The following is a 25,647-nucleotide window of genomic DNA, read 5'->3' as shown; positions in this document are numbered from 1 at the left end:
ACTCCACCCGGATAGGGTTTCTCCTCGATGGACAAGCTCTGGGCCCACCTGATCAAGGTTCAGCCTGACCCCGACCCCTGGGTCGTGGTGGTCTCGGCTGTCGCCGCGCTCGTGATCGTCGGTTTCCGCATGCCCTGGCAGCTGTCCAGGGGTCTGATCACGATCGCCCACGAGGGCGGCCACGCGCTGATGGCGCTGGTCACCCGGCGCAAGCTCGAGGGCATCCGCCTGCACTCCGACACCTCGGGCGTGACGCTGACGAGGGGCCGGCCCACCGGGCCCGGCATGGTGCTGACCGCCTTGGCCGGCTACCTGGCGCCGCCGCTGCTCGGGCTGGCCGCCGCGTGGCTCACCGAGCAGGGGCGCATCACGGTGCTGATCTGGACGGTGCTGCTGTTCCTGGTCTGCATGCTGCTGCTGATCCGCAACCTGTACGGCGCCCTGATCCTCCTGGCGACGGGCGGCGCCGTGTTCGCGCTCATCATGTACGCACCCGCCGAGGTCCAGCAGGTCGTCGCCCTGGTCGCGGTCTGGTTCCTGCTGTTCGGCGGGATCCGGCCGATCATCGAGTTACAGCAGAAGCGGCGCCGGCGGCAGGCCAGGGACTCCGACGCCGACCAACTGGCCAGGCTGACGTTCCTGCCCGGCGGCTTCTACGTGTTCTTCTTCCTCCTGGTATCGGTCACGGCCGCGGTCTTCGGCGTGTACTTCATGTACCCCCTCTAGTCCCGATATTTCGCACTAAACTCGCCAGCAACAGGGGGGAGTGTTGTGCTGCCAGTCGAGGACGCGCCCGGTTACCGGGTACTCGATCAGGCGGGCCAGGGCGGATTCGCCGTCGTGTACCGCGCCTACCAGGAGCGCCTCGACCGCGTCGTGGCGCTGAAGGTGCTGTCCGTCGACCGGGTCGACCAGCGCACCATGCGCAGGTTCCAGCGCGAGCTGCAGCTCACCGGCCGCCTCACCGGCCACCCCAACGTCGTCACCGTCTTCGACACCGGCGTGACGCGCTCCGGCAAGCCGTACATCGCGATGGACTTCTTCGAGAACGGCTCTCTGCGCGACAAGTTACGCAAAGAGGGGTCGCTGCCGGTGCCCGACGTGCTCAGGGCGGGGGTGAAGCTGGCCGGCGCGCTGGCCGCCGTACACGAGGCCGGGGTGCTGCACGGCGACATCAAGCCGCAGAACATCCTCATCTCCCGGTACGGCGAGCTCGCGATCGCCGACTTCGGCGTGGCCAGGGTCGTCGACTCGTCGGAGATCTCGGCCACCTCGCAGGCGTTCACCCCGCTGCACGCCGCGCCCGAGGTGCTCACCGGCGCCCCGCACTCCGCCTCCACCGACATCTACTCGCTCGGCTCGACCCTCTACCATCTGCTGGCCGGCCAGCCCGCGTTCCACAACCCGGCGGATCCGTCGATCGCGCCGCTGATGTACCGCGTGCTCAGCGTCGAGCCGCCGCCCCTCAACCGCTCCGACGTGCCGCCGGTGGTCTTCGAGACGATCCTGCGGGCCATGTCCAAGCAGCCCGAGCAGCGGTACGGGTCCGCGCGGGAGCTCGCGCGGCACCTGCAGGCGGTGCAGGCCGAGCTGGGCCTGTCGGTGACGGACCTGGTGGGCCAGGATCCCGGGCCGGGCCCGGCCATGTCCACGGTCCCGCGTCCCCGTGGCGGCACCCCGGATCCGTCGATCCTGCCCACCGGCGGCCAGTTCCCGGCGACGGGCAACCACCTTCCGCCCGCCGGTCCCCACCCGCCGCGAACGGGCGGCCATCCGCTGCCCGCCGACGCCCGGCGACCCTCGGCTTTCGCGCCGGAGGCACAGCCTGCCGCGCCCGCAGACGGCGGCCGGCCCTCACCTTTCGCCCCGGAGGCGCAGGCGGGTCCGCAGGCGGGTCCGCAGGCGGGCCCGCAGGCAGGTCCGCAGGCGGGCCCGCAGGCAGGGCATCCGGCGGGTCGGCACGGCGGGGCTCCCTCAGGTCAGCACAGGGCCCAGCAGGTGAGCGCGCCCGGGCCCATGTGGCATACGCCGCCTCTTCCGCCCGCTCCATCGGCCGCGACGATGCCGCCCGGTCAGCCCGCGCCGGCCGAGAGCACGGCTTCGACCGGCAAAGGACGGCTGGCCAGAGGGCTCGTGATCGGGGGTGCGGTGGCGGCCGTGGCCACCGGCGGCACGGCGGCGGCCGTGTACCTGTCGCTCCAGCAGAACCCGACGACCACCCCGCGCACCGACCCCGGCCGGCAGACGAGCCAGTCCCAGCAACCCCAGGACACCACCCCGATCGACCGGCAGGACGTCGCCGCCCTCGCGCCCCGCAACGTCAAGGTGACCGCCGACCAAGGCGCCCTGGTGGAGCTGCGCTGGACGCTCCCGGCGAACGCCCGCGACTACCCGGTGGTCCTGCAGCGCTCCCCGGTCGAGAAGGGTGAGCAGCCCATCACCGCCTTGGGTCAGGGCGCCACCACGACCCGCGTCGCCGGTCTGGACCCCGACACCGGCTACTGCTTCCTGGTGGGCGTGCCGCTGCGCATCTCGGAGCGCTCGACGGTCGCCTGGTCCAAGCCGGCCTGCGTCAGAGGCGCCGTGGTGCGGCAGTAGCGCGCTCTCAGCCCAGGAGCTTGCGCGCCGCCTGCTCGATCTCCGACTCCGACAGCAGCACGTGGTCGGCCGCCGCGCCCAGCGGGACGAAGCTGTCGGCCGAGGTGACCCGGGCCAGGGAGCCGGTGTACCCGGCGTCGACCAGCTCGGCGACGATGGCCTCCGACACGCCGCCGGTGTGCCGGGTCTCGTCGGCGATCAGCACCTTGCCCGTCAGCTCGGCCGTCCGCAGCAGGTCGTCCACCGGCAGCGGAGCGAGCCAGCGCAGGTCGAGGACGCGGACGCCGTACCCCTCCTGGGTCAGCCGCACGGCCGCCCGCAGGCTCATCCGCAGCCCGTTGCCGAACGTCACGATCGTCAGGTCCCGGCCGTCGCCGTAGGCGCGCGCCCGGCCGATCGGCACGTGCGTCTCCGCCCAGCGCGCGGGCGGCGCGTACGGCGCCAGCCAGCCCCCGTCGCCCTCGTCGAACAGGTCTTTCGTGTTGTAGAGCGCGATCGGCTCCAGGAACACGCACACCGACCCGCACGTCTTGGCCGCCGCCAGGCACGTGCGCAGCATCGCGGACGCGTCGTCGGGCCGCGCCGGCGAGGCGATGACCAGCCCGGGGATGTCACGCAGCGCCGCCACCGCGTTGTCGTTGTGGAAGTGCCCGCCGAACCCCTTCTGGTACGCGTATCCGGCAACCCGCACCACCATCGGGTTGCGGTAGGCGTTGCGTGAGAAGAACGACAGCGTGGCCGCCTCACCGCGGATCTGGTCGAGCGCGTTGTGCAGGTAGGCCAGATATTGGATCTCCGGCACCGGCAGCATCCCGGACACGCCGGAGCCCAGCGCCAGCCCCAGGATGGCCTGCTCGTCCAGCAGCGTGTCGAACACCCGCCCAGGACCGAACCGCTTCTGCAGCCCTCTCGTCACGCCGTACACGCCGCCCTTCTTGGCGACGTCCTCGCCGAACACCATCATCTCGGGATAAACGGTGAGCGCGTCGGCGAGCGTACGGTTGATCGACTGCGAGAGTGTCAGCGGCTTGTCGTTCTCCGGCAGCGACCCGGCGAACGCCTTCTCCCTGGCCGTCCCGGACGCCGCCATCGGGCTGATCCTCGCGATCAGGTCGGGACGGCGCGGCGCGATCGGCTCCATGACCTCCTTGGCGGAGCCCAGCCGCGGGCTGCGGGTGGTCTCCAGCGCGATGCGCAGCACGTGCTCGCGCGTGGACTCGTACGTCTTGAGCAGGTCGTCCGGCGTCTCCAGCCTGGCCTCGACCAGCAGCGCCGCCGTGCGCACCAGCGGATCGCGCTCGAGGTCGGCCCGGATCTCGCGCTGCGTGCGGTAGGCCACCTCGACGTCGGAGCCCGCGTGCCCCATGAGGCGCACGGTGGACAGGTGCAGGAACGCGGGGGAGCGCTGGGTGCGTACGTGTTCGACGGCGCGTACGGCGACGTCGTAGGCCTCGGCCAGGTCGCACCCGTCGGCGGCGAAGTAGGCGATGCCGGGACGCCGCGCGGCCGCCTCCACCCACCCTTTGGGCGTGCGGACGCTGATGCCGATGCCGTTGTCCTCGCACACGAACAGGAGCGGCAGCGGCTGCCCCTGGAAGGTCGCGTAAGAGGCGGTGTTGAGGCCGGACAGCGCGCTCGCGTGGTTGACCGAGGCGTCGCCGAAGCTGCACACCGCGATCGCGTCCTCCTGCCCCCACGGCGGACGCGCCCCGAGGGCCCTGGCGCGCTCGATGGCGAAGGCCACCCCCACCGACCGGGGCAGATGGCTGGCGATCGTCGAGGTCTGCGGGATGACGGCCAGCTCCGGATGGCCGAACACCTTGTGCCTGCCGCCCGCGATCGGCTCCTCGGCCGCCGCCGTCAGGCCCATCAGCACGTCCCTGATGCCCTGCTCCGGCAGCCGCCCCGCCAGCTCCGAGCGGGTGAGGTAGAACGCGCCGGATCGATAGTGCAGCAGCGCGGGGTCCTCGGGCCGCAGCGCGGCGGCGACGGCGGCGTTGCCCTCGTGCCCGGCGGAGCCGATCGTGTAGAAGCCCTCGTTCCGCTCCCGCAGCCAGCGGGCGGCGATGTCGAGCAGGCGGCTGTCGAGCTGGCGCCGGAACAGCGTCCTGCACTGGTCGCCGGTCAACGTCGTGCCGTCGCGGACCGGCCGGCCGGGATCTCGCGCGGGGCCGCCCTTCAGCGTCGCAACCGCCTGGGTGAAATGAGTCTCAACAGTGTCGCGCGCCACACACCGATTATGTCTTTGATCGGCTCCGCCGTCTGCCGTACGCCGGTGACTATTGTGGACCGATCCTTTTGACCCCGATCTATAACTGTTTGTCAGAATTCACAACCTGCTCGGCCATATGCACGTCTACTAAAAAGACACACGTGGCACCCTCAATGCCGCGTTGAACCACTGGGTCTCCAGAAAGGAACCCGTATGTTACAACGCATCCGCGTCGCCGCCCTCGCCGTCATGATCGGCGCCGGGGCCCTGGTAGCCCTCGCACCGTCCGCCGCGACGGCGGCACCACCAGCACCCGACATCGCTCGCGTGAGCATCAGTCCCAGCACGCCGATCGATGTCACCGGCGGCCCGGTCACGGCCACCTTCAGTTTCCTCACCAAGAACGCGGACACGGCCGAATTCCAGCTGAAGGCCCCGGGTGACGTGAGCGTGCACACGCCGATCACGCTCACGAAGGGCTCGGCCTTCGGCGGCTGGACGAAGTGGACCGGGACCAAGGAGTTCAAGTCCTCGGACGCCGGCAAATGGAACTGGCTCGCCCTCGCCCACGGCAGCGGCGGCGACAAGTCCGCGACCGGCTCGTTCGACGTCGTCAAGAAGCTCGACACCGGCATCGTCCGCTTCGACGCCCGCCCCAACGTGGTGGACAAGGGCGATCTGGTGAGGGTCTCCGGACAGCTCCGCGCCGACGGCAAGGGCTACGCCGGGCAGACGATCTCGATCACCTTCCGCGAGCGCGGCTCCAGCACCTACCGCGAGGTCACCAAGGTGACGACCGGCGGCAGCGGCTGGTTCGGCGCCACCGTGCGCGCCGACGTGACCGGCCGGTGGCGGGCGGAGTTCGCGGCCACGGCCGCCGCCAAGGGCTCTGTCAGCGACGCCGAGCTGGTCGTCGTGAAGCGCGGGAAAATCGACAGCAAGATCGTCGCCTTCCGCGCCCACCCCGATTCCGCGGGCAAGGGCGACAAGCTCAGGTTCACCGGCGCGCTGGTGGCCGACGGCCGCGGCGGCGTGGCCGGCGAGCGGGTGGCGATCTTCTTCAAGGCCGCCGGCTCGGGCAGGTGGGAGTACGTCACCAGCGACGTGACCGGCCGCCACGGCCGCTTCTGGGCCTCCGCCGAAGCCGTCACCTCCGGCTGGTGGCGCGCCGTCTACGCCGGCACGCGCGGCGTCGAGGGCTCGGTCAGCGACGCCGACTGGGTCAAGGTGAACCAGCCCGCTCCGCCGCCCTCGGTGGAGAAGGCGGACACGCGGCTGATCAAGTTCAACGCCTATCCTGAGCCGATCAAGCGTGGCAAGTACCTGAAGTTCAAGGGCAAGCTGCAGGTCGACGAGGGGTCCTGGGAGGGCTACTCGGGCAAGGTGGCGCTGTTCTTCAAGCCGCTGGGGTCCAAGAAGTGGGAGTACGTGAAGGCGTTCTGGTCCCGCGACAGCGGGTGGATCTTCGCCAAGGTCAAGGCCTGGGACTCCGGGCACTGGCGGTTCGTGTTCGGCGGTGACGAGGACACCTACGGCTCCAGCAGCCGCAAGGACTATGTCCGCGTGAAGCGCTGAACGTCGTGAAATGAGATGAGGCCCGGGGAACACTGCCCCGGGCCTCATCGTTCGCCCGGCTACGGTGCGGGGCCGCCGGCTGGAGAGCCGGTCCTATTCCGCCCGCCGGAACTCCGCGATCCCCACCCCCAGCAACACGGCCCCCAAGGCCGCCACGACCCCCAGCTCCAGCAGCACCGGCACCTGGAAGCCGAACCACTGGACCCCCGGATTCAGCATCGCGTTCACCTGCGGCGGCACGTCCAGGTGCGCGAACACCGCCTGCCGCATCGGATCCACCGCGTACGTCATCGGATTGACCACCGTGAGCACGTGCAGCCACGACGGCAGGTTGGCCAGCGGGAACATCGCCCCCGACAGGAACATCATCGGCATGATCGCCATCTGCATCAGGCCGAAGAACGTTTGCATGTTCTTCATCCGCGCGGCCAGCATCACCCCGAAGGCCGTGATCGTGAAGGCGGCCAGGAACATCTCCGCCAGCAGCGTGACCATCAGCCCCGGCGAGTAGGGCACCCCCACCAGCCCCGCCATCGCCAGGATGATGACGCCCTGCGCGGTGGCCACGAGGGCGCCGCCCAGGCACTTGCCGACCACGATCGCCCCGCGTGAGACGGGCGCGACCAGCATCTCCCGCAGGAAGCCGAACTCGCGGTCCCACACGATGGACCCGGCCGAGAACATGCCGGTCATGATCACGGTCATGGAGATCATTCCGGGGTACATGAACGTGCGGAAGTCGATCCCGGGGATCGACCCCTGCACCAGCGACCCCAGCCCCGTGCCCATGACGAACAGCCACAGCACGGGCTGCACGAGCATGGAGAACATGCGGGTGCGGTCGTTGACGAAGCGCAGGATCTCCCGGTGGAGCACTATCTTGATCGCCCGGAGGTCGTGCCCGGCGCCGCGCGCCGGCACCCGGACGCTGATCGCCTCAGTCGCCATCGCTCACCGCCTCGCCATCGCTCGCATGAACGCCATGTTGCCGTCCCCGGACTCGGCGTCGCGGATCGTGGAGCCCGTGTACGACATGAACACGTCGTCCAGGGACGGCCGCGACACGCTCACGGCCTTGATGGGCATGCCGAGCTCGCCGAACAGCCGGGGCACGAACTCCTCGCCGGACGCCACCGCGAACGTGACCGCCCCCTCGTGCACGGCCGCCTCCAGCCCGAACCGCTCCCGCAGCGCCTCGATCGCCTTGGCGTCGTCGGCGGTGTGGATCTGCACGCGGTCCTTGCCGACGCTGGCCTTCAGCGCCTCGGGCGAGTCGATGACGACGATCTCGCCGTGGTCGATGATGGCGATCCTGTCGCAGTATTCGGCCTCGTCCATGTAGTGCGTGGTCATGAAGATGGTGATGTCCTCCATGAGCCGCAACTGGTTGATGTACCCCCAGATGGCCGAGCGGGTCTGCGGGTCGAGCCCGACGGTCGGCTCGTCGAGGAACAGCACCCGCGGAGAGTGCAGCAGGCCGCGGGCGATCTCCAGCCGCCGCTTCATGCCGCCGGAGAAGGTCATCACCTTGGCGTCCTTGCGGTCCCAGAGCGCGACCATCTCCATCACCTGGCGGATCCGGTCGGCGACCACGCTCTTCGGCACGCCGTACAACTCGGCGTGGAAGCGCAGGTTCTGCTCGGCGCTCAGGTAACCGTCGAGGGTGGGGTCCTGGAAGACGAGGCCGATGTTCCTGCGCACCTCGTCGCGCTCGCGGACCACGTCGTGCCCCGCCACGGTGGCGCTGCCGCCCGTGGGGTTGACCAGGGTGCAGAGCATGCTGATGGTGGTGGTCTTGCCGGCGCCGTTCGGCCCGAGGAAGCCGAACACCTCGCCGGGCCGCACCTCGAAGTCGACGCCTTTGACGGCCTCGACCTTGCCGTACGACTTGCGCAACCCCTGTACGGCGACCGCTGATTCCACGGCCATTCAGTCCTCCGCCAGGATGTGGAAAACGGATCTGCGGGTCTGCTTGATCAGCTTCTTGGCCTCCTCGACCTGCCGGTCGCTGGCCGTGCGCACCAGATGGGCGAAGGCCTCGTTGAGCTGCGCCCACAGCAACCGGAGCTCGTGGTGGTCGGCCGGCACCGTGCGGGCGACCTCCTCCCAGGGCGCCTCGTCGGCGTGCCTGGCGGCCTGCTCACGTCCCTGCTCGGTCAGGCGGTACGTCCGGCGGCCGCCCGGCTCGTCGGCCGTCACCAGGCCCTCGTCCTCCAGTTGCTGGAGCGCCGGGTAGACCGAGCCAGGGCTGGGCCGCCACACGCCGCGGCTGCGTTCCTCGATGCCCTGGATCATCTGGTAACCGTTCTGCGGCCCCTCGTGCAGCAGGGCCAGCAGGGCCGCCCGGACGTCGCCGCGGCGCACGCGCGGCGGGGGCGTCTCCCAGTGCACGACCGTGCCGAACTCCGGCCCCGGCGGCCCCGGCGGGTGCGGCGGGAACGCCGGCGCCGAGGCGGCGAACCCGGCCGCGAAGCGGAGCGCGTCTGGAGAGCGCGGGGGAACATGCGGAGGACCCGGCGAACCCGGCGGGCCTGGAGGCCCTGGAGGGAACGCGTGCGGGGGAGGGGGCGGTGCGTCCCAGAAGTCCGGCTCGTGCATGATGACCTCCAACTATCGAGATATCGCAAAGATATATCTAGATAGTTGGAACAGCAAGGACATATTGGGGCATGGCCGGTTGGTTAGCGAGCGTTAACAGCGGCGTCGATGGCGGCCCTGGCCATCGCGTGCAGCAGCGGCCGCATGTCCCGTCCCGGCAGCTCGCCCGCGCTGTGCGGGGTCGAGTTGAGCAGGCCGAAGACGGCGTGGGTGGCGGCGCGCAGTCGGGCGGCCGGGCACGCGGGGTGCAGTTCGGCCAGCGCGGTCACCCACTCCTCGACGTAGAGCCGCTGCAGGCGCCTGATCTGCCGCCGCTGGGGCTCCGGCACGTTGCCCAGCTCCCTGTCGTGCACCGTGATCAGCGCCGGCTGCTCGGTGGCGAAGGTGATCTGCGCGTCGAGCAGCGCGTCGAGGGTCTGCCTGGGATCGGCGGAGGTGGTGGCGACCGCGACGGCCGACTCGCGCAGCCGCGAGCTGATGTCCAGCAGCATCTCGGCGAGCAGCGCGTCCTTGCCGCTGAAGTGCCGGTAGAGCGCCGGCCCCGAGACGCCGACCGCGCCGCCGATGTCCTCGATGGAGACGCCGTGGAAGCCGCGCGCCGCGAACAGGCGGGCGGCCGCCTCCAGGATCTCCGCGCGCCTGTTGCGCCGATTCCGGGTAGGGGTGGTGGAGGCGGTGGTCACGTCTCACATACTAGACGCTTACGTTAATGATGACTAACATTCGTGCCATGAGAGGGCATTCATGAGCAGCGACTGGCCGGTGCTGAAGTCGGCCGCCGACCCGGGGAGCGAGGCGTACAAGCGCAACGCCGAGCTCAACGAGCGGCTCGCCGCCGAGCTGCTCGAACACCTCGCCGTCGCCGCGCTCGGCGGCCCAGGGCGGTCGCGGCAGCGGCACGTGGAGCGCGGCAAGCTCCTGCCGCGCGACCGCGTCGACGGCCTGCTCGACCCGGGCTCCCGCTTCCTGGAGCTGTCGCCGCTGGCCGCGAACGGCCTCTACGACGACCAGGCGCCCGCCGCCGGCATCATCACCGGGGTCGGCCGGGTCTCGGGCCGCGAGTGTGTGATCGTCGCCAACGACGCCACCGTCAAGGGCGGCACGTACTACCCGATCACGGTCAAGAAGCACCTGCGCGCGCAGGAAGTGGCGCTGCACAACCGGCTGCCCTGCGTCTACCTCGTGGACTCGGGTGGAGCGTTCCTGCCGAGACAGGACGAGGTGTTCCCCGACCGCGAGCACTTCGGCCGCATCTTCTACAACCAGGCCACGATGTCGGCCCGCGGCATCCCGCAGATCGCCGCCGTGCTCGGCTCCTGCACCGCGGGCGGCGCGTACGTGCCCGCGATGAGCGACGAGGCCGTCATCGTCCGCGGCCAGGGCACGATCTTCCTGGGCGGCCCGCCGCTGGTGAAGGCCGCCACCGGTGAGGAGGTCACCGCCGAGGAGCTCGGCGGCGGCGACCTGCACGCCCGGGTCAGCGGCGTCACCGACCACCTGGCCGAGGACGACGCGCACGCCCTGGCCATCGTCCGCGACATCGTCTCCACGCTCGCGCCGCGCCCGCCCCGGCCGTGGGAGACGATCGCGCCGGAGCCGCCCCGGCACGACCCGCGCGACCTGTACGGGATCGTCCCCGGCGACACCCGGCAGCCGTACGACGTGCGAGAGCTGATCGCCAGGATCGTGGACGGCTCGCGCTTCCTGGAGTTCAAGGCCGAATACGGGCCGACGCTCGTGACCGGGTTCGCCCACCTGCACGGGCACCCGGTGGGGATCGTGGCCAACAACGGCATCCTGTTCAGCGAGTCGGCGATGAAGGGCGCCCACTTCATCGAGCTGTGCGACCAGCGGCGCGTCCCCCTGGTGTTCCTGCAGAACATCAGCGGCTTCATGGTCGGCAAGGCCTACGAGGCGGGAGGCATCGCCAAGCACGGCGCCAAGATGGTCACCGCCGTCTCGTGCGCGCGCGTGCCCAAGTTCACGGTCATGATCGGCGGCTCGTTCGGGGCCGGGAACTACGCGATGGCCGGGCGGGCGTACTCACCCAGGTTCCTGTGGATGTGGCCGAACGCCCGCATCTCCGTGATGGGCGGCGAGCAGGCCGCCAACGTGCTCACGACCGTCGGCAGCGCCGACGCCGACGCGATCAGGGCGCAGTACGAGCACCAGGGGAACCCGTACTACTCCACGGCCAGGCTGTGGGACGACGGCGTGATCGACCCGGTCGACACCCGCACCGTCCTGGGCCTGGCGCTGTCCGCGGCGGCCAACGCCCCGCTCGAGCCCGCCGGATACGGCGTCTTCCGGATGTGACCATGCTCTTCGACCGCGTACTCATCGCCAACAGAGGCGAGATCGCCGTACGGATCGCCCGCACGCTCCGCACGCTCGGGATCACGTCGGTGGCCGTGCACACGGCGTCCGACGCGGGCGCCAAGCATGTGCGCGAAGCCGACATTGCCCTCCAAGTGCCGACATATTTGGATATTGAGGCGATTGTGGAGGCGGCTCGGGATTCCGGGGCACGGGCCGTCCATCCCGGATACGGGTTCCTCGCCGAGAACGCCGCGTTCGCGCGGCGGTGTGCGGCGGCCGGGCTCGTCTTCGTCGGCCCGCCGGCCGGGGCCATCGAGGCGATGGGCGACAAGATCCGCGCCAAGGCCACCGTGTCGGCCGCCGGGGTGCCGGTGGTGCCGGGCGGGGCCGAGCCGGACGACGCGCTGGCGGGGTGGCGCGACTTCCCCGCGCTGATCAAGCCGTCCGCCGGCGGCGGAGGCAAGGGCATGGTGCTGGTGCGGTCGGCCGCCGAGCTGCCCGAGGCGCTGGAGTCGGCGCGGCGTACGGCCCGGGCGGCGTTCGGCGACGGCACCCTGCTCATCGAGCGGTACGTCGAGCGCCCCCGCCACATCGAGATCCAGATCCTGGCCGACACCCACGGCGCCGTCGTCCACCTGGGCGAGCGCGAGTGCAGCCTGCAGCGCAGGCACCAGAAGATCGTCGAGGAGGCGCCCTCGCCCTTCGTGACCCCCGAGACGCGCGCCCGCATGGGAGCGGCGGCGGTGGAGGCCGCCCGGGCGGTGGGCTACGTGGGCGCGGGCACGGTCGAGTTCATCGTGGACGGCGCCACCGGCGCTTACCACTTCATGGAGATGAACACCCGCCTGCAGGTCGAGCACCCCGTCACGGAGCTGGTGACCGGGCTGGACCTGGTGGAGCTGCAGCTGCGGGTGGCGGCGGGGGAGCGGCTGCCGTTCGCGCAGGAGGACGTGCGGCTCGACGGGCACGCCGTCGAGGCCCGCGTGTACGCGGAGGACCCGGCCCGCGGCTTCCTCCCGACGGGCGGCCGCGTGCTCCTCCTCCGCGAGCCCGCAGTCCGGGTGGACTCGGGGCTGGCCGAGGGCGGGGTCGTGGGCAGCGAGTACGACCCGATGCTGGCCAAGGTCGTCGCGTGGGCGCCGGACAGGGAGGCGGCGTTCCGCGCGCTGGACCGGGCTCTGTCCGGCACGGCCGTCCTGGGCGTGGTCACCAACGTCCCGTTCCTGCGCGCGCTCGCCGCCCACCCGGCCGTCCTGGCCGGCGAGCTGGACACCGGCCTGGTCGAGCGCGTGCTCCCCGACCTGGTCCCCGATGCGGAGGTCCCCGACGAGGTGCTCGCCGCCGCGGGGCTGGTCTTCCACGCCCTCCCGCAGGGCGGGGACCCGTGGGAGGTCACCGACGGGTGGCGGCTCGGCGAGCATGCGTGGACGACGTGGCGGCTGGAGTCCAGGGACGGCGTGCACGAGGTCCGGGTCCGCGGCCTGCCCGCGGAATCCGCCGAGGTGCTGGTCAGGGGCGAACCGGCGGCCGCGCGCATCCAGGCCCGCGACGCCGGGCTGACCGTCACGATCGGCGGGCGTACCGAGCACTACCTCCACGCACGCGACGCCGGCACGCTCTGGCTCGGCAAGGACGGCCGGGCGTGGGCGTTCACCCGCCACCTCATCGGCGACCCCGGCGACCGCCCGGGCGCGGCGGCGGCCGGGGACGGCGTGGTCAGGAGCCCCATGCCGGGCACCGTCCTCGTCGTCAAGGCGCAGGCCGGCGACCGGGTGAGCGAGGGACAGCCACTGGTCATCGTGGAGGCCATGAAGATGGAGCACACGGTCACCGCCCCCTGCGACGGCGTGGTCTCCGAGCTGCCCGCCCAGCCCGGCCGGCCGGTCGACATGGACGCCGTCCTCGCCGTGGTCACCCCGGAGGAAACGTGATGCCGTACCCCATGCAGGGCCTGCCGCAGCAGGTCACGATCTACGAGGTGGGGCCGCGGGACGGGCTGCAGAACGAGTCCGCCGTCGTGCCCGTCGAGGTCAAGGCCGAGTTCATCGACCGGCTCGCGGACGCCGGGCACAAGGTGATCGAGGCGACCAGCTTCGTGCACCCGGAGTGGGTGCCGCAGCTCGCCGACGCCGACGAGCTGCTCACCCGGCTGCACCGCAGGCAGGGCGTGCGCTATCCGGTGCTCGTGCCGAACCTGCGTGGCCTGGACCGGGCGCTCGACCTGGGCGTGGACGAGATCGCGATCTTCGCCAGCGCCACCGAGACGTTCGCCGCCAAGAACCTCAACCGGAGCCTGGAGAGCCAGTTCGACATGTTCGAGCCGGTCGTGGCCAGGGCGCTGGACAATGGGATCAAGGTGCGGGCGTACGTGTCGATGTGCTTCGGCGACCCCTGGGAGGGGCCGACGCCGATCGCACAGGTCGTCACGGTCGGCGAGCGGCTGCTCGGGCTCGGCTGCTACGAGCTGTCGCTCGGCGACACCATCGGCGTGGGCACGCCGGGCCACGTGACCGCCCTGATCGAGGCGTTCCGCCGGTCCGACCAGCTCGCCGTGCACTTCCACGACACCTACGGCCAGGCGCTGGGCAACACCCTTGCCGCGCTGCGGGCGGGGGTGACCACGGTGGACGCCTCCACGGGCGGCATCGGCGGCTGCCCGTACGCCGAGTCGGCCACCGGCAACCTCGCCACCGAGGACCTGGTCTGGATGCTGCGCGGGCTCGGCATCGAGACCGGGCTCGACCTGGGCAAGCTCGTGGCCACCAGCACCTGGCTGGCCGGGCTGCTCGGCCGGCCCAGCCCGTCCCGCGTCGTACAGGCGCTCTCGAAAGGTTGACATGCTCAAGGACGAGTACGAAGAGCTGCGCAAGACGGTGGAGGCGTTCGCCCGCGACGTGGTGGCGCCCGTGATCGGGGACTACTACGAGCGCGAGGAGTTCCCGTACGACATCGTGCGGCAGATGGGTGTGATGGGCCTGTTCGGCCTGCCGTTCCCCGAGGAGTACGGCGGGATGGGCGGCGACTACTTCGCCCTCTGCGTGGCCCTGGAGGAGCTGGCCCGCGTCGACTCCAGCGTGTCGATCACCCTGGAGGCGGCGGTGTCGCTGGGCGCGATGCCGATCTACCGGTTCGGGACGGAGGAGCAGCGCGCCCACTGGCTGCCCCGCCTCACGTCGGGCGCCGAGCTGGGGGCCTTCGGCCTGACCGAGCCCGGCGGCGGGACGGACGTGCCCGGCGGGATGCGCACCACGGCCGTGCTGGACGGCGCCGAATGGGTGATCAACGGTACGAAGGCGTTCATCACGAACTCCGGCACCGACATCACCGCCGTCGTCGGCGTGGCCGCGCTCACCGGCGAACGCGAGATCTCCACGATCCTCGTCCCCAGCGGCACCCCCGGTTTCACGGTCTCGAAGAAGTACTCCAAGGTCGGCTGGAACGCTTCGGACACCCGCGAGCTGTCCTTCTCCGACTGCCGCGTGCCCGCCGGGAACCTCCTCGGCGAGCGCGGCCGCGGCTACGCGCAGTTCCTCCAGACCCTGGACGAGGGCCGCATCGCGATCGCCGCCGTCAGCGTGGGACTGGCCCAGGGCTGCGTGGACGAGTGCCTCAAGTACGTCAGGGACAGGAAGGCCTTCGGCCACCCGATCGGCCACTACCAGGCCATCCAGTTCAAGATCGCCGACATGGAGGCGCGGGCGCACACCGCCCGCCTGGCGTACTACCACGCGGCCGAACGCATGCAGGCGGGGCTGCCGTTCAAGAAGGAGGCGGCGATCGCCAAGCTGGTCGCCTCCAACGCGGCCATGGACAACTCGCGCGAGGCCACGCAGGTGTTCGGCGGCTACGGCTTCATGAACGAGTTCCCCGTCGGCCGCTTCTACCGCGACGCCAAGATCCTGGAGATCGGCGAGGGCACGAGCGAGGTCCAGCGCATGCTCATCGCCCGCCAGCTCGGGCTGGGTGACTTGTGAGCGGAGCGAACCGTCAGGCACGGCAACGTGTTCACCGGACCGGCGAAGACGGGCCGGTGAACGGTGTTTGCGCTGGCCATGTCGCACGATCTAGTGTCATTGCTCATGACGGCTGACGATCTTCTCATCAGGAGGGCCGAGAAGGCGGACGCGGACGAGGTGTTCGCGCTGGCGCGCGACTTCGGGCTGACGTTCCGGCCCGAGCGCCAGGCGTTCGACGCCGCCCTCCCCGAGCTGCTGGCGAACAATGACGCCTTGCTGCTCACGGCCGTCGTAGAAGGGCGGGTGCGCGGTTACCTGCTGGGGTTCGTCCACTTGACGTTGTTCGCGAACGGGCCCGTCGCCTGGGTCGAGGAGGCCATGGTCCAGTCGGGGTCGCGCCGGCAGGGGATCGGGCGGGCGCTGCTGGAGGAGTTCGAGACATGGGCCCGCTCGCGCGAGGCGGGCTACGTGGCCATGGCGACGCGGCGGGCGCCCGAGTTCTACCATGCGCTCGGATACGAGGCCTCGGCCACGTTCTTCCGTAAGGTCCTGCGCTGACGGCGATCAGCGGGCGGTTCTGTCGCCGGTGGATGGCATCCTTGCGTACGTGAGTATCCACGCCGTCAGCCCTTTGTTCGTCGGGCGTGCCCGCGAGCTCGCCGTGCTCGGGGACGCGCTGGTCAGGGCGCGCGCCGGGATGTCGTCCACCGTGCTCGTCGGCGGCGAGGCCGGGGTCGGCAAGACGCGGCTGGTCGGCGAGTTCATCGAGCGGGCCGACGACGCCAGGGTGCTCGTCGGCGGGTGCCTGGAGCTGGGCACGGAGGGCCTGCCGTTCGCGCCGTTCACCGCCGTGCTGCGCGGGCTCGTGCGGGAGCTGGGCCGCGACGGGGTGGCGGCGCTCGTGCCCGGCGGCGCGACGCGGGGGCTGGCGCGGCTGCTGCCCGAGTTCGGCGAGCCGGACGGGGACGGCGCGGAGGCCAGGGCGCGGCTGTTCGAGCTGGTGCTCGGGCTGCTGGAGCGGCTGGCCGAGGAGCGCACCGTCGTGCTGGTGGTCGAGGACGCCCACTGGGCCGACCGGTCCACCCGCGATCTGCTGTCCTTCCTGGTCCGCTACCAGCGCACCGCGGGCCGCCTGCTGAGCGTGGTGACGTACCGCACGGACGAGTTGCACCGCACCCACCCGCTGCGGCCGATGCTGGCCGAGCTGGGCCGGGTGGAGTGGGTGGCCAGGGCCGAGCTGCGCAGGCTGACCCGCAGGGAGGCCGTCGCGCAGGCGGCGAGCATCCTGGAGCGGGAGCCGTCCGCGGTCGACATGGATCTGATCTACGCGCGCAGCGAGGGAAACCCGCTGTTCGTCGAGGCGCTGCTCAGCGAGGGCGGCGGTGGTGACGCGCTGCCGGAGTCGCTGCGCGACCTGCTGCTGGCCAGCGTCGAGCGGCTGCCGGACGAGACGCAGGAGCTGCTGCGGGTGGCCAGCGCGGGTGGCCAGCGCATCGAGCACGATCTGCTCTCCGCCGTCGCCGGGCTCGACGAGAGCGCGCTCTCCCGGGCGCTGCGGCCCGCCGTGGCGGGAAACGTGCTGGTCGTCGACGGTGAGGGCTACAGCTTCAGGCACGCGCTCATCCGGGAGGCGCTCCACGACGACCTGCTGCCCGGCGAGCACACCCGCCTGCACACCCGCTACGCCGAGGCGCTGGAGCGCGACCTGTCGATCCTGCCCGCCCCGCGCGGCGCGATCGAGCTCGCCCATCACTGGCACTCGGCCCACGACTCCACGTGGGCGCTGGTCAGCGCGTGGCACGCGGCCGCCGCGGCGCGCAAGTCCACCGCGTACGACGAGCAGCTCCGCATGTTGTCCAGGGTCCTGGAGCTGTGGGACCAGGTGCCCGACGCCGCCGAGCGCATCGGCGGCGACCGCCTCGACGTGCTCAAGCAGACCGCCACGGTCGCCCACCTCGCCGGCGAGTACGAACGCGGCGTCGCCCTGGCCGGAGCCGCCCTGGCCGAGCTGGATCAGGAGGCCGACCCGATCAGGACCGCCGTCGTGCTGCGCCAGCGCGGCCTGACCCGCTACGACCTGGGCCGCTCCGGCCACGTCGACGACCTGCGCCGCGCCGCCGAGCTGGTGCCCGAAGAACCGCCGAGCAAGCTGCGCGGGCAGGTGCTGGAGTCCCTGTCGCGGATGCTCCACCAGCCCGAGGACCACTCGGAGAAGATCGCCACGGCTCAGCTGGCCAGGGAGATCGGCCGCGCGGTGGGCGACTCCAACGTCGAGGCCCACGCGCTGATCAACCTCACCTGGGCGCGCTTCCGCTACACCGAGATCGAGGCCCAGCTCGAGGCGTTCGCCGAGGCCCGCCGCATCGCCGCCGGCGGTGAGGCGTACAACGCGCTGATGCGCTGTGCGATCTCCGAGTCCGACGCGCTCGAAGGCGCGGGCCGGCACGAGCGGGCCGCCCAGGTCGCCCGGGACGGCGTCGAGGAGGCCGGGCACTACGGCCTGGCCCGCACGTCTGGCACGTTCCTGGCGATCAACCTGGCCGAGCCGCTGGTGTCGCTCGGGCGATGGGACGAGGCGCTCCAGGTGATCGAGCAGGCGCTCGACCTCGCGCCGCCCGCGCCCTACCGGGCCAGCCTGCAGGGATACGCCACCGACATCGCGCTCGCGCGCGGGCAGCTCGACCGGGCGGAGCAGCTGCTGGGATCGTCGCGTGCCGTGCTGTCGCGGGGCACGTACCGCGACCAGACGGTGCTGCCGCATCTGCGCCGGGAGGTGCGGCTGCTGGAGGCGCGGGGGCAGCTGGACGAGGCGGTGCGGATGGTCGCCCGCGCCCTGGAGGAGCAGCGCGACCTGGTGATCAGTTCGCGCTATTCCTGGCCGGTGCTGGTGACCTTCGCCCGGCTGCTGACGGCCGTCGTGCCCGCCGGGCTGCGGCTGGGACCCGCCGCCTCGCCGGCCGGCCAGACTCCCGGCGCGCTCGCCCTGCTCGGCGCGTCGCTGCTGCCACGGCTTCGGGCGCTGGGGCAGGAGCTCGGGGTCGAGGGGGATCTGCAGCAGGCGCAACGGCTCACGTTCAGTGCGCTGATGGGGCCGGATGAGGGGATCGAGGACGCCGCCGCACTGGTCGCGTGGCAGGTCAAGGCGTGGGGCCTGGCGCTGGAAGCGTGGGTGGGGCTGCGGCAGCCGTACGCGGAGGCCAGGAGCCTGGTGGGCGGCGCGCAGGCGGCGCTGGCGGCCGGTGACCGGCAAGAGGCGGCGGCGCAGCTGGGGCGGGCGCGTGAACTCGCCGGGCAGCTCGGCGCCACACCGCTGCTGGAGCAGCTCGACGCCTTCGGGCGGCGGGCCCGGATCGGAGGGTCGCAGGAGGCGGGGGAAGGGCCGCCGCTGGGGTTGACGGCCCGGGAGCTGGAGGTCCTGCGGGAGGTGGCGAACGGGCGGAGCAACCGGGAGATCGCCGGGGCGCTGGTCATCTCGGTGAAGACGGTGAGCGTGCACGTGTCGAACATCCTGGCCAAGCTCGGCGTCGCCACCCGGGGCGAAGCCGCCGCCACGGCCCACCGGCTGCGGCTGTTCGACGACGCCCCGTGACACGCTCACGGATTACCGGACCGGCGACGAGAACGGCACCATCGTGCCCGGTCCGATCGACCACGCGCGCCCCCGCCGTCGTGGCGGTAGGTGGGCAAACGGACATGGGTGTGTTACCCGCTGCGGGCTCAGGCGGTCAGCTGGGCCTCGAGGCGGTAGCCGTCCACCGTGACGTACACCTGGTCGCCCGGGCGGGCGTTCAGGCGCATGAGCACCGGCTGGAGGGAGTCGAAGACCGGCTGGTGGCCCTGCCAGACCAGGACGATGGCGTTGTCGCCGGGCCCGGTGACCGACAGCAGGGTGCCGGGGCGCATGCCGAGCTGGGCGGCGTACCCCTCCGGCACCGGCACCGGACCACCGCGCAGATGCTCGGGGGTGACCTCGATGCGCTGCCAGCGGCGCGGGTCCGAGGATGGGCTCGGCAGGGGCGCGGGCGGCGTGGACGGGGTGCCCGCCAGGCTGCCGGGCAGCATGCCGGAGCGGCCGCCCGACAACGCCGACAGTGTGGCCAGGGCGGCGGACGGGTCGATCGAGCCCGCCGGCACAGGCGGGATGGGCTGGCCGCCCCGGTGGTGGTGGCCGTTGGCGCCCGGCGTGCGGCGGGGCAGGACCTGGCCCGGCACCGGAGCGGAGGCCGCCGCCGCCTCGCTCTCGGAGGGCAGCGCGTCGAGCCACGCCTTCGCCGAATGGGCGCGAATGCCCAGCTCGGCCATGAGCTCCACGACGTCGGCGTCGGGCGGGCTCGCGGCCAGGAGCTGCCTCGTACGGTCCTGCAGACGGTGGAGTTCGCCCACCACCAGCCAGCCGTCCTGGAGCCGGCGGTCGGGCATGAGCGTCACCAGGACCCGCCACAGCGGGGTGCGCAGCGAGGGGACCGTCACGGGGTGGGCCGGGTCGGCGCCGATGAGCTGGTCCTCCGTGGCCGCCGCGCCGAGCCACTCGGTCAGGCGGAACATGTGCCCCGTGACCGCGGCGGACTCCGACGAGCGCAGCCAGTGCAGCACACGTTCCTCGGCGGTGCGCTGGGCCTGGGACAGGGCGTCCCTCTCGACCAGCATCTTGTGCGCGAGCGTACGCAGGCTGACCGGCTCCTCCGCGAACAGCCGGTGCACGGCCACGGCCAGCTCCAGCTTGTTCAGGCTGCGGAACAGGCTGTCCACGACCCGGACCATGGCGTGGTCGGCGTCGGACGGCACAGGGCTGGACGTCAGGTACGCGGGCGTGCCCGTGGTGCTCTTGGAAGCGTCCGCGCCGGGAACGGCCGGGATGGACCCAGTGCTCGGGCCGCCGCCGGGGAAGGGGGCGCCGGGCAGCGAGCCGGTGTCCGGACGCCCGGGCTGCGGGCCTCCGGGACGCTGCGGGAGCCGTTCGGACTGTCCGGAGGCCGGACCCTGCGGGAGGCCGTCGCCGGCGAGGCCCTGCCGTGGCCCGCCGCTCTGGGGCTGCGCGGGGAACGACCCCGTCTGGCGTTGCGTCCCGGTGCTCCCCGCCTGCGCGGGGAACGAGCCCGTCTGCCGCTGGGGGCCGCTTTCCGGTTGCCCGGGGAGCGACCCGGACTGGCGCTGAGCGGCACCGTCCGGTGATTGTGCCGGGAACGACCCGGCCGGACGCTGGGGGCCGCTGTCCGACGACGGTTGCGCGGGGAACGACCCTGTCGGGCGCTGGGGGCCGGATTCCGCGGCCTGAGCGGGGAACGGGCCGCTCTGGCGCTGCGGTTGGCCGGGGAGGCCGCCGGTCTGACGCTGCGGTGCGCCCTCGCCCCGGACGGCGAACAGGCCGGGCTGCCGCTGCTGGTCGGAGCCCTCCGGCGGCGCGCTGGGGGAGCCGCTCTGGGAGGCGGCCGGCGGGTCGTTCTGCGCGGCGGGCGACGGGCCGCCCTGCCCGCCGGACAGCGGGCCGCTCTGCCCGCCGGAAGGGGGACCGCTCTGCGCGCCAGGCTGTGGACCGCTCTGCGGGGCGGGCGACAGGCCGTTCTGCGGGGCGGCCAAGGGGATGTTCTGCGGGGCGGCCAAAGGGATGTTCTGGGCGGCGGCCGGCGGGCTGCTCTGGGCGGCGAAGGAGCCGGTCTGGGGCGGCGCGCTTTCCGGCTGGACGGGGAAGGGCCCCGTACCCCGGACTTCTTCCTGTGACGGGGCGGGGGCCGTGCCGCGTTGCAGCGGGCGTGTCGCCTCCGGGTGGTCCGCCGGCAGGGCCTCACGCTGGGCCGGGATGCGGCCGAGGATCTCGCGGAAGACCGAGCCGATCACGACTTCGGGCGTGGCCGACGGCGTGCTCAGGTCGCTGGGGGACAGGCGGCGCAGCCGCTGCCAGCCGCCGAGCCCGGTGATCGCCGTGCGGGTGGCCTCGGGCCAGCCGGGCAGCGCCGGGTCGATGTGGTGGACCGTCAGCGCGGGAAGCAGATCGGCGAGCGGGAGATGGTCCCACCGGGAGGCGGCCAGCCGGGCGAGGCGTTCGCACATCCAGTCGAGGCCGGCCGTGCCGAGCGCCTTCGACAGCGAGAGAGAGGACCACCACCCCGCGGGCAGGCGCGGATTGCCCAGCGCCTCGGCCACCTGGTGTGGTCGGCTCCAGCGCAGAGCAGGGACTAGGTCGCTCAGGCAGATCGATGACTCGACTTCCATCGGCGGACCTTATCCTCCCCAGTGAGCCGTGTGGTGCTGCTCGTATCGCATGTGGCTAATGGTGCAGCCTACGCGGCAAGCTATCAATCAGTGTGAATAGGGTAAAGACGGTTCAGATCCAAACCGTACCGTGGACGGCCGCCCACCTGGGCCACACATGCGGCACCCGCACGGCAACCTGTCTCCAAAGCCGCCGTTTCGTTGGCGCCCTGCAAGGTTGCTGTGAGAAATCCGGCGGCGAACGCGTCTCCTGCTCCCGTGGAGTCTACGACGTCTGCGGGCAATCCCGCGGCCGTTGCGACGATCTCACCGTCCACGGCGGCCAGCGCGCCCTCGGCGCCCAGCTTGACGACCGCTGTGCCGTAGCTCTCACTCAGCAGTACGGCGGCCCGCTCCGGTGTCGTGGCGCCGGTGAGCAGGAGGGCCTCGTCGAGGTTCGGGATGACGAGGCCGGCCGGGGCGGTCTCGCGGATGAAACGTTCAACGCCGAAGTCGCGCAGCGGTCCCGTGGAGGCCGGATCGACGCTGATCGCGACGCCCGCGGCGGCCGCGTCCGCCATCGCGATCCCGGCCAGCCGCAGACCCGGCTCGGCGAACAGGACGTAGCCGGACAGATGCAACCGCCCGACGCCGTCCAGCAGGGCCGGGTCCCAGTCGCTCTCGGAGATCAGGCTGCCCGCGCCGCGGTTGGTGAGCATCGAACGTTCGCCGTTCTTGTCCACCATCGCGATCACGACCGCGGTGGGGTGGTCCTGGTCCACCGTCACGTGCGGGCGTACCCCGGTCTTGACCAGCTCGGCGGTGTGCCAGTCGCTGCTGTCGTACCCGAGCCTGGTCAGCAGGCGGGCGTCGGCGCCCAGGTGGGCGGCCCAGGCGGCGGTGTTCGCGCCGGAGCCGCCGGGGCGGAGCACGATGTCGGCGGCGGTGTCGGTGCCCGACATGACCGGCGAACCGTGCAACGCCACCACATCGGTGACCGCGTCACCGACGACCAGGAGGCCGCGGTCGGTCACGAGCGGGCCCAGCGCAGGGCGATCTGGGCGGCGAGCGCGGTGTTGCCGCGCACGGCGGCCAGGTTCGCCTCCAAGGAGGCGCCGCCGGTGCCGTTCACCAGATAGCCCAGCAGGAACGGGGTGATCGCCTGCCCCTTGACCCCGTCGCGCTCGGCGGCGGCCAGCGCCTCGGCCAGCACGCGGTCGTGCAGCTCGGGGTCGAGCTGCCGGTCCTCCGGGACCGGGTTGGCGACGATCAGCGCGGTCTCCTGGCCGCCGAGCGCGTCCTGGCCGCGCATGATGTCCGCGGCCTCCTCCGCCGACTCGATCCGCCACTCGATCGGCTGGCCGGAAGAGTGCAGGTAGAAGCCGGGGAAGGTATCGGTGCGGTAGCCGACGACGCTGACGCCCCTGGTCTCCAGGCGCTGCAGCGTCGCCGGCACGTCCAGGATCGACTTCACGCCCGCGCACACGACCGTGATGCGGGTACGGGCGAGCGTGTCCAGGTCGGCGGACTCGTCCTGGTCCTCGGTCCAGCCGCGGTGCACGCCGCCGAGCCCGCCGGTGGCGAAGACGCGGATCCCGGCCCGGGCGGCCAGGAACGACGTGGCTGACACGGTGGTCGCGCCGCTCGCCTTCAGCGCCGCCGCCACGGGCAGGTCCCGCTGCCCCAGCTTGCGCAGCCCGGACTCGGTCGCGATGCGCTCCAGCTCCACCTCGTTCAGCCCGATCCTGGGCACGCCGTCCAGCACGGCGATCGTGGCCGGCACTGCTCCCGCGGCCCGTACGACCCCCTCCAGCTCCCGCGCCACCTCCAGGTTGCGCGGCTGCGGCAGCCCGTGGGAGATGATCGTGGACTCCAGCGCCACGACCGGCGCGCCGCCGGCCAGGGCCTCGGCTACCTCGTCGGACGGCTGGAGTACGGAGTCGGCGGTGCTGCGCATGGTGGGTTTCGTGCTCCTTGCATGATCCTTGGCCCCGTTCATGGGGAACGGGGAATTTTACGACATTTGTTCCATTGCCGGAGCCGCGACGGCCGTCCACCCGATGATCACACGAGGAGCGCCGCGCCGGCCAGCGAGACGGCGGCGATGAGGCCCGTGGCGATGCCTCCGAGCAGCACGACCCTGCCTCCTTTGACCAGTTTCCGCACGTCGATCCCGGTCCCCAGGCCGAACAGGGCGGCCGCCGTCAGAGCCCCGGTCACGTCCGGCACCGCGTCCGTGACGGCCGCCGGAACCCATCCCGTGCTTCGCAGCGCCACCATCGCCAGGAACGCGGCCACGAACAGCGGCATGACCGGCGGCCTCGTGCGATGCGGGCTTCCGTGTGCCGGGAGGCGGCGCCGGCGGTGGGACACCAGGGCGACCATGGGCGCGAGGAGGACGACGCGGGCCAGCTTGACCGTCACGGCGCCGGCCAGCACACCCGAGGCGGCGCCGATCGCGGCCACCTGGGCCACCTCGTGCACGGCGGCCCCGGCCCACACGGTGAGCTGCGCGGGGGACAAGCCCATGACGGATGCCAGCACGGGCATCAGCACGATGGCGGCGGTGCCGTACAGGACGACGACGCTGAGCGCGCCGGCCGCGTCGTCGTCATCGCATGTGCGGGCGCTGTCCCGCATCGCGGCGACGGCCGCCGCGCCGCAGATGGACACTCCCGTGGCGACCAGCAGCGACGTGCCCGGGGTGAGGCCGAGCGCGCGGCCGATCCGCGGCGTCACCACGAACGTGACACCGGTCGCGACTGTGACGACCGCCAGGGTCTGCCAGCCCAGGGCGATCACGTCGGGCACCGCGATCTGCAGGCCGAGCAGGGCGATCGCCACCCGCAGCACCCGCCGGGCCACGAACGCCAGCCCGGGCGCGAGCCGTCCGGGGATCCCCGCCAGGTTGGCCAGCGCCGCGCCGCAGGCCACCGCGATCACGGCGGGGCTGAGCATCGGCAGGAACCGGCTGACGACCAGCGCGAACACCATCGCCCCTGCGGCCGCCGCCACCCCGGGCACCACGGAGCCGCGCGCTGCCCCGTCGTGGGCTGCACTGTCGCGTGCCGAGCCGCCGGGCGCCCGGCGCTCGGATGCGCCGGAGCCGCGTGCGGCACGCGGGGAGGCCTCACCGCCGGACCCCGGTGCGGACGGCGGGAGGGCGCCGGGCGTGGGGGACCGTGTGGTGGCGTGTGCCGTCACGGTGAGTGGGCGGTGGCCGGTGGGCATGATCTCAGTGTTTCGGCGGCGGGGAGCGTCCGGTAGACACGCGTTGCCTTGGAGCTCATAGCCTGTGGCTATGAGCGGGCTTCCGGACCTCGATTCGCTGCGGCTCCTGGTCGACGTGGGTGAACTCGGCAGCCTGGGACAGGCGGCGCGGGTGGCCGGGATCGCGCAGCCGTCGGCGAGCAAGCGCATCGCCCAGCTCGAACGCCGCCTCGGCCTCCCGCTGATCGAGCGCACGCCCCGGGGCTCCACGCTCACCGCCGAGGGCAAGGTGGTGGCGGGCTGGGCGGCCCAGGTGCTGGCGGCCGCCGAGGAGCTCATGCGGGCCGTCCAGGCGGTACGCCACGCCGAGGCGGCCCACCTGCGGGTGGCGGCGAGCATGACCGTGGCCGAGTACCTGGTGCCGCGGTGGCTCGGCGAGCTGCAGCACCGCGAGCCCGGGGTCCAGGTCGGGCTGGACGTGGTCAACTCCGCCGACGTCGCGGCCCGGGTGCTGGCCGAGGAGGTGGAGCTGGGGTTCGTGGAGGGGCCCAGCGTGCCCGAAGGGCTCACCAGCCGCGTGGTGGGGACCGACCGGCTGGTGGTCGTGGTGGCGCCGGACCATCCGTGGGCGCGCCGGCGTACCGCGCTGAGGGGCGCGGAGCTGGCCGCCACGCCGCTCGTCGTGCGTGAGCCGGGGTCGGGCACCCGGGAGACGCTGGAGGTGGCGTTCAAGGGCCTGCATCGGGCCTCCCCGCGGCTGGAGCTGGGGTCGAACTCGGCGGTCAAGGGCGCGGCGCAGGCGGGGGCGGCGCCCGCGGTGCTCAGTGCGTACGCGGTGGAGGCGGAGGTGGCCACCGGGCGGCTGGTCGAGGTGCCCCTTGCCGGGGTCGATCTGGTCAGGGACCTGTGCGCGGTGTGGCGGCGCGGGCGCGCTCTCACCGGACCGGCCACCACCCTGCTCGCCATCGCCTGCCCGCCGTGACCATTGAC

19 protein-coding genes are annotated in these 25,647 nt (G+C 72.3%); 10 read left to right on the top strand and 9 right to left on the bottom strand.

All coding sequences use genetic code 11. The features are described from left to right. Positions 1-27: 27 nt before the first annotated feature. Positions 28-726: a M50 family metallopeptidase gene (locus ACIBX3_RS06170; protein ID WP_397113674.1), complete on the top strand. Its 699-nt coding sequence runs from the start codon at positions 28-30 to the stop codon at positions 724-726. Between the two features lie 45 nt (positions 727-771). Next, positions 772-2,598, top strand: a complete 1,827-nt coding sequence (locus ACIBX3_RS06165; RefSeq protein WP_397113672.1) for a protein kinase — start codon at positions 772-774, stop codon at positions 2,596-2,598. A 7-nt stretch (positions 2,599-2,605) separates the two neighbouring features. Here ACIBX3_RS06165 and ACIBX3_RS06160 read toward each other — a convergent pair whose 3' ends face one another. After that, positions 2,606-4,828 (bottom strand): thiamine pyrophosphate-dependent enzyme, encoded by a 2,223-nt coding sequence (locus ACIBX3_RS06160; RefSeq protein WP_397113670.1) that lies wholly within the window; start codon positions 4,826-4,828, stop codon positions 2,606-2,608. A gap of 195 nt (positions 4,829-5,023) precedes the next feature. Between ACIBX3_RS06160 and ACIBX3_RS06155 the strand changes: the two genes are divergently transcribed. Continuing rightward, complete coding sequence (locus tag ACIBX3_RS06155) at positions 5,024-6,385, top strand: hypothetical protein (protein ID WP_397113668.1); 1,362 nt, start codon at positions 5,024-5,026, stop codon at positions 6,383-6,385. 93 nt (positions 6,386-6,478) lie between these two features. Here the strand turns inward: ACIBX3_RS06155 and ACIBX3_RS06150 are convergent, their stop codons facing one another. From ACIBX3_RS06150 to ACIBX3_RS06135, 4 genes are all read right to left on the bottom strand, one after another. Further along, a complete protein-coding gene (locus tag ACIBX3_RS06150) occupies positions 6,479-7,333 on the bottom strand; it encodes an ABC transporter permease (RefSeq protein ID WP_397113666.1) in 855 nt (284 codons plus the stop codon). Positions 7,334-7,336: 3 nt separating this feature from the next. Further along, complete coding sequence (locus tag ACIBX3_RS06145) at positions 7,337-8,314, bottom strand: ATP-binding cassette domain-containing protein (protein ID WP_397113664.1); 978 nt, start codon at positions 8,312-8,314, stop codon at positions 7,337-7,339. Continuing rightward, positions 8,315-8,983 (bottom strand): PadR family transcriptional regulator, encoded by a 669-nt coding sequence (locus ACIBX3_RS06140; RefSeq protein WP_397113662.1) that lies wholly within the window; start codon positions 8,981-8,983, stop codon positions 8,315-8,317. A gap of 83 nt (positions 8,984-9,066) precedes the next feature. Next, positions 9,067-9,666 carry a TetR/AcrR family transcriptional regulator gene (locus tag ACIBX3_RS06135; RefSeq protein WP_397113660.1) on the bottom strand — a complete coding sequence of 200 codons (600 nt, stop codon included), beginning with the start codon at positions 9,664-9,666 and terminating at the stop codon, positions 9,067-9,069. A gap of 61 nt (positions 9,667-9,727) precedes the next feature. On the opposite strand from ACIBX3_RS06135, the gene ACIBX3_RS06130 reads away from it, so the two are divergent. The 6 genes from ACIBX3_RS06130 to ACIBX3_RS06105 all read left to right on the top strand — a co-directional run bounded on the left by ACIBX3_RS06130 (position 9,728) and on the right by ACIBX3_RS06105 (position 18,847). Continuing rightward, positions 9,728-11,299 carry a carboxyl transferase domain-containing protein gene (locus tag ACIBX3_RS06130; RefSeq protein WP_397113658.1) on the top strand — a complete coding sequence of 524 codons (1,572 nt, stop codon included), beginning with the start codon at positions 9,728-9,730 and terminating at the stop codon, positions 11,297-11,299. Between the two features lie 2 nt (positions 11,300-11,301). Beyond that, positions 11,302-13,233, top strand: coding sequence for an acetyl/propionyl/methylcrotonyl-CoA carboxylase subunit alpha (locus ACIBX3_RS06125; RefSeq protein ID WP_397113656.1), 1,932 nt, complete (start codon positions 11,302-11,304; stop codon positions 13,231-13,233). Next, a complete protein-coding gene (locus tag ACIBX3_RS06120) occupies positions 13,233-14,138 on the top strand; it encodes a hydroxymethylglutaryl-CoA lyase (protein ID WP_397113654.1) in 906 nt (301 codons plus the stop codon). Before ACIBX3_RS06125 ends, ACIBX3_RS06120 begins: the two co-directional genes overlap by 1 nt. 1 nt (position 14,139) lies before the next feature. Then, complete coding sequence (locus tag ACIBX3_RS06115) at positions 14,140-15,276, top strand: acyl-CoA dehydrogenase family protein (protein ID WP_397113652.1); 1,137 nt, start codon at positions 14,140-14,142, stop codon at positions 15,274-15,276. A 105-nt stretch (positions 15,277-15,381) separates the two neighbouring features. After that, a complete protein-coding gene (locus tag ACIBX3_RS06110; RefSeq protein ID WP_397113650.1) occupies positions 15,382-15,816 on the top strand; it encodes a GNAT family N-acetyltransferase in 435 nt (144 codons plus the stop codon). Between the two features lie 49 nt (positions 15,817-15,865). Continuing rightward, on the top strand, positions 15,866-18,847 hold the full coding sequence (locus ACIBX3_RS06105) for an AAA family ATPase (protein ID WP_397113648.1): 2,982 nt from the start codon (positions 15,866-15,868) through the stop codon (positions 18,845-18,847). 128 nt (positions 18,848-18,975) lie between these two features. Here ACIBX3_RS06105 and ACIBX3_RS06100 read toward each other — a convergent pair whose 3' ends face one another. From ACIBX3_RS06100 to ACIBX3_RS06085, 4 genes are all read right to left on the bottom strand, one after another. After that, a complete protein-coding gene (locus ACIBX3_RS06100; RefSeq protein WP_397113646.1) occupies positions 18,976-21,468 on the bottom strand; it encodes a hypothetical protein in 2,493 nt (830 codons plus the stop codon). An 83-nt stretch (positions 21,469-21,551) separates the two neighbouring features. Beyond that, positions 21,552-22,481 (bottom strand): carbohydrate kinase family protein, encoded by a 930-nt coding sequence (locus tag ACIBX3_RS06095; RefSeq protein WP_397113644.1) that lies wholly within the window; start codon positions 22,479-22,481, stop codon positions 21,552-21,554. Beyond that, positions 22,478-23,404, bottom strand: coding sequence for a pseudouridine-5'-phosphate glycosidase (locus tag ACIBX3_RS06090; protein ID WP_397113642.1), 927 nt, complete (start codon positions 23,402-23,404; stop codon positions 22,478-22,480). Before ACIBX3_RS06090 ends, ACIBX3_RS06095 begins: the two co-directional genes overlap by 4 nt. Before the next feature lie 107 nt (positions 23,405-23,511). Continuing rightward, positions 23,512-24,678 (bottom strand): YeiH family protein, encoded by a 1,167-nt coding sequence (locus ACIBX3_RS06085; protein WP_397113640.1) that lies wholly within the window; start codon positions 24,676-24,678, stop codon positions 23,512-23,514. Between the two features lie 70 nt (positions 24,679-24,748). Between ACIBX3_RS06085 and ACIBX3_RS06080 the strand changes: the two genes are divergently transcribed. Next, positions 24,749-25,639, top strand: coding sequence for a LysR substrate-binding domain-containing protein (locus tag ACIBX3_RS06080; RefSeq protein ID WP_397113638.1), 891 nt, complete (start codon positions 24,749-24,751; stop codon positions 25,637-25,639). Positions 25,640-25,647: the final 8 nt, after the last annotated feature.

It is taken from the genome of Nonomuraea sp. NPDC049480 (genome assembly GCF_044465905.1).
Lineage (GTDB): Bacteria > Actinomycetota > Actinomycetes > Streptosporangiales > Streptosporangiaceae > Nonomuraea.
Note: the sequence above shows the minus strand (reverse complement) of the source record. Positions and strands in the feature narration are given on the sequence as shown.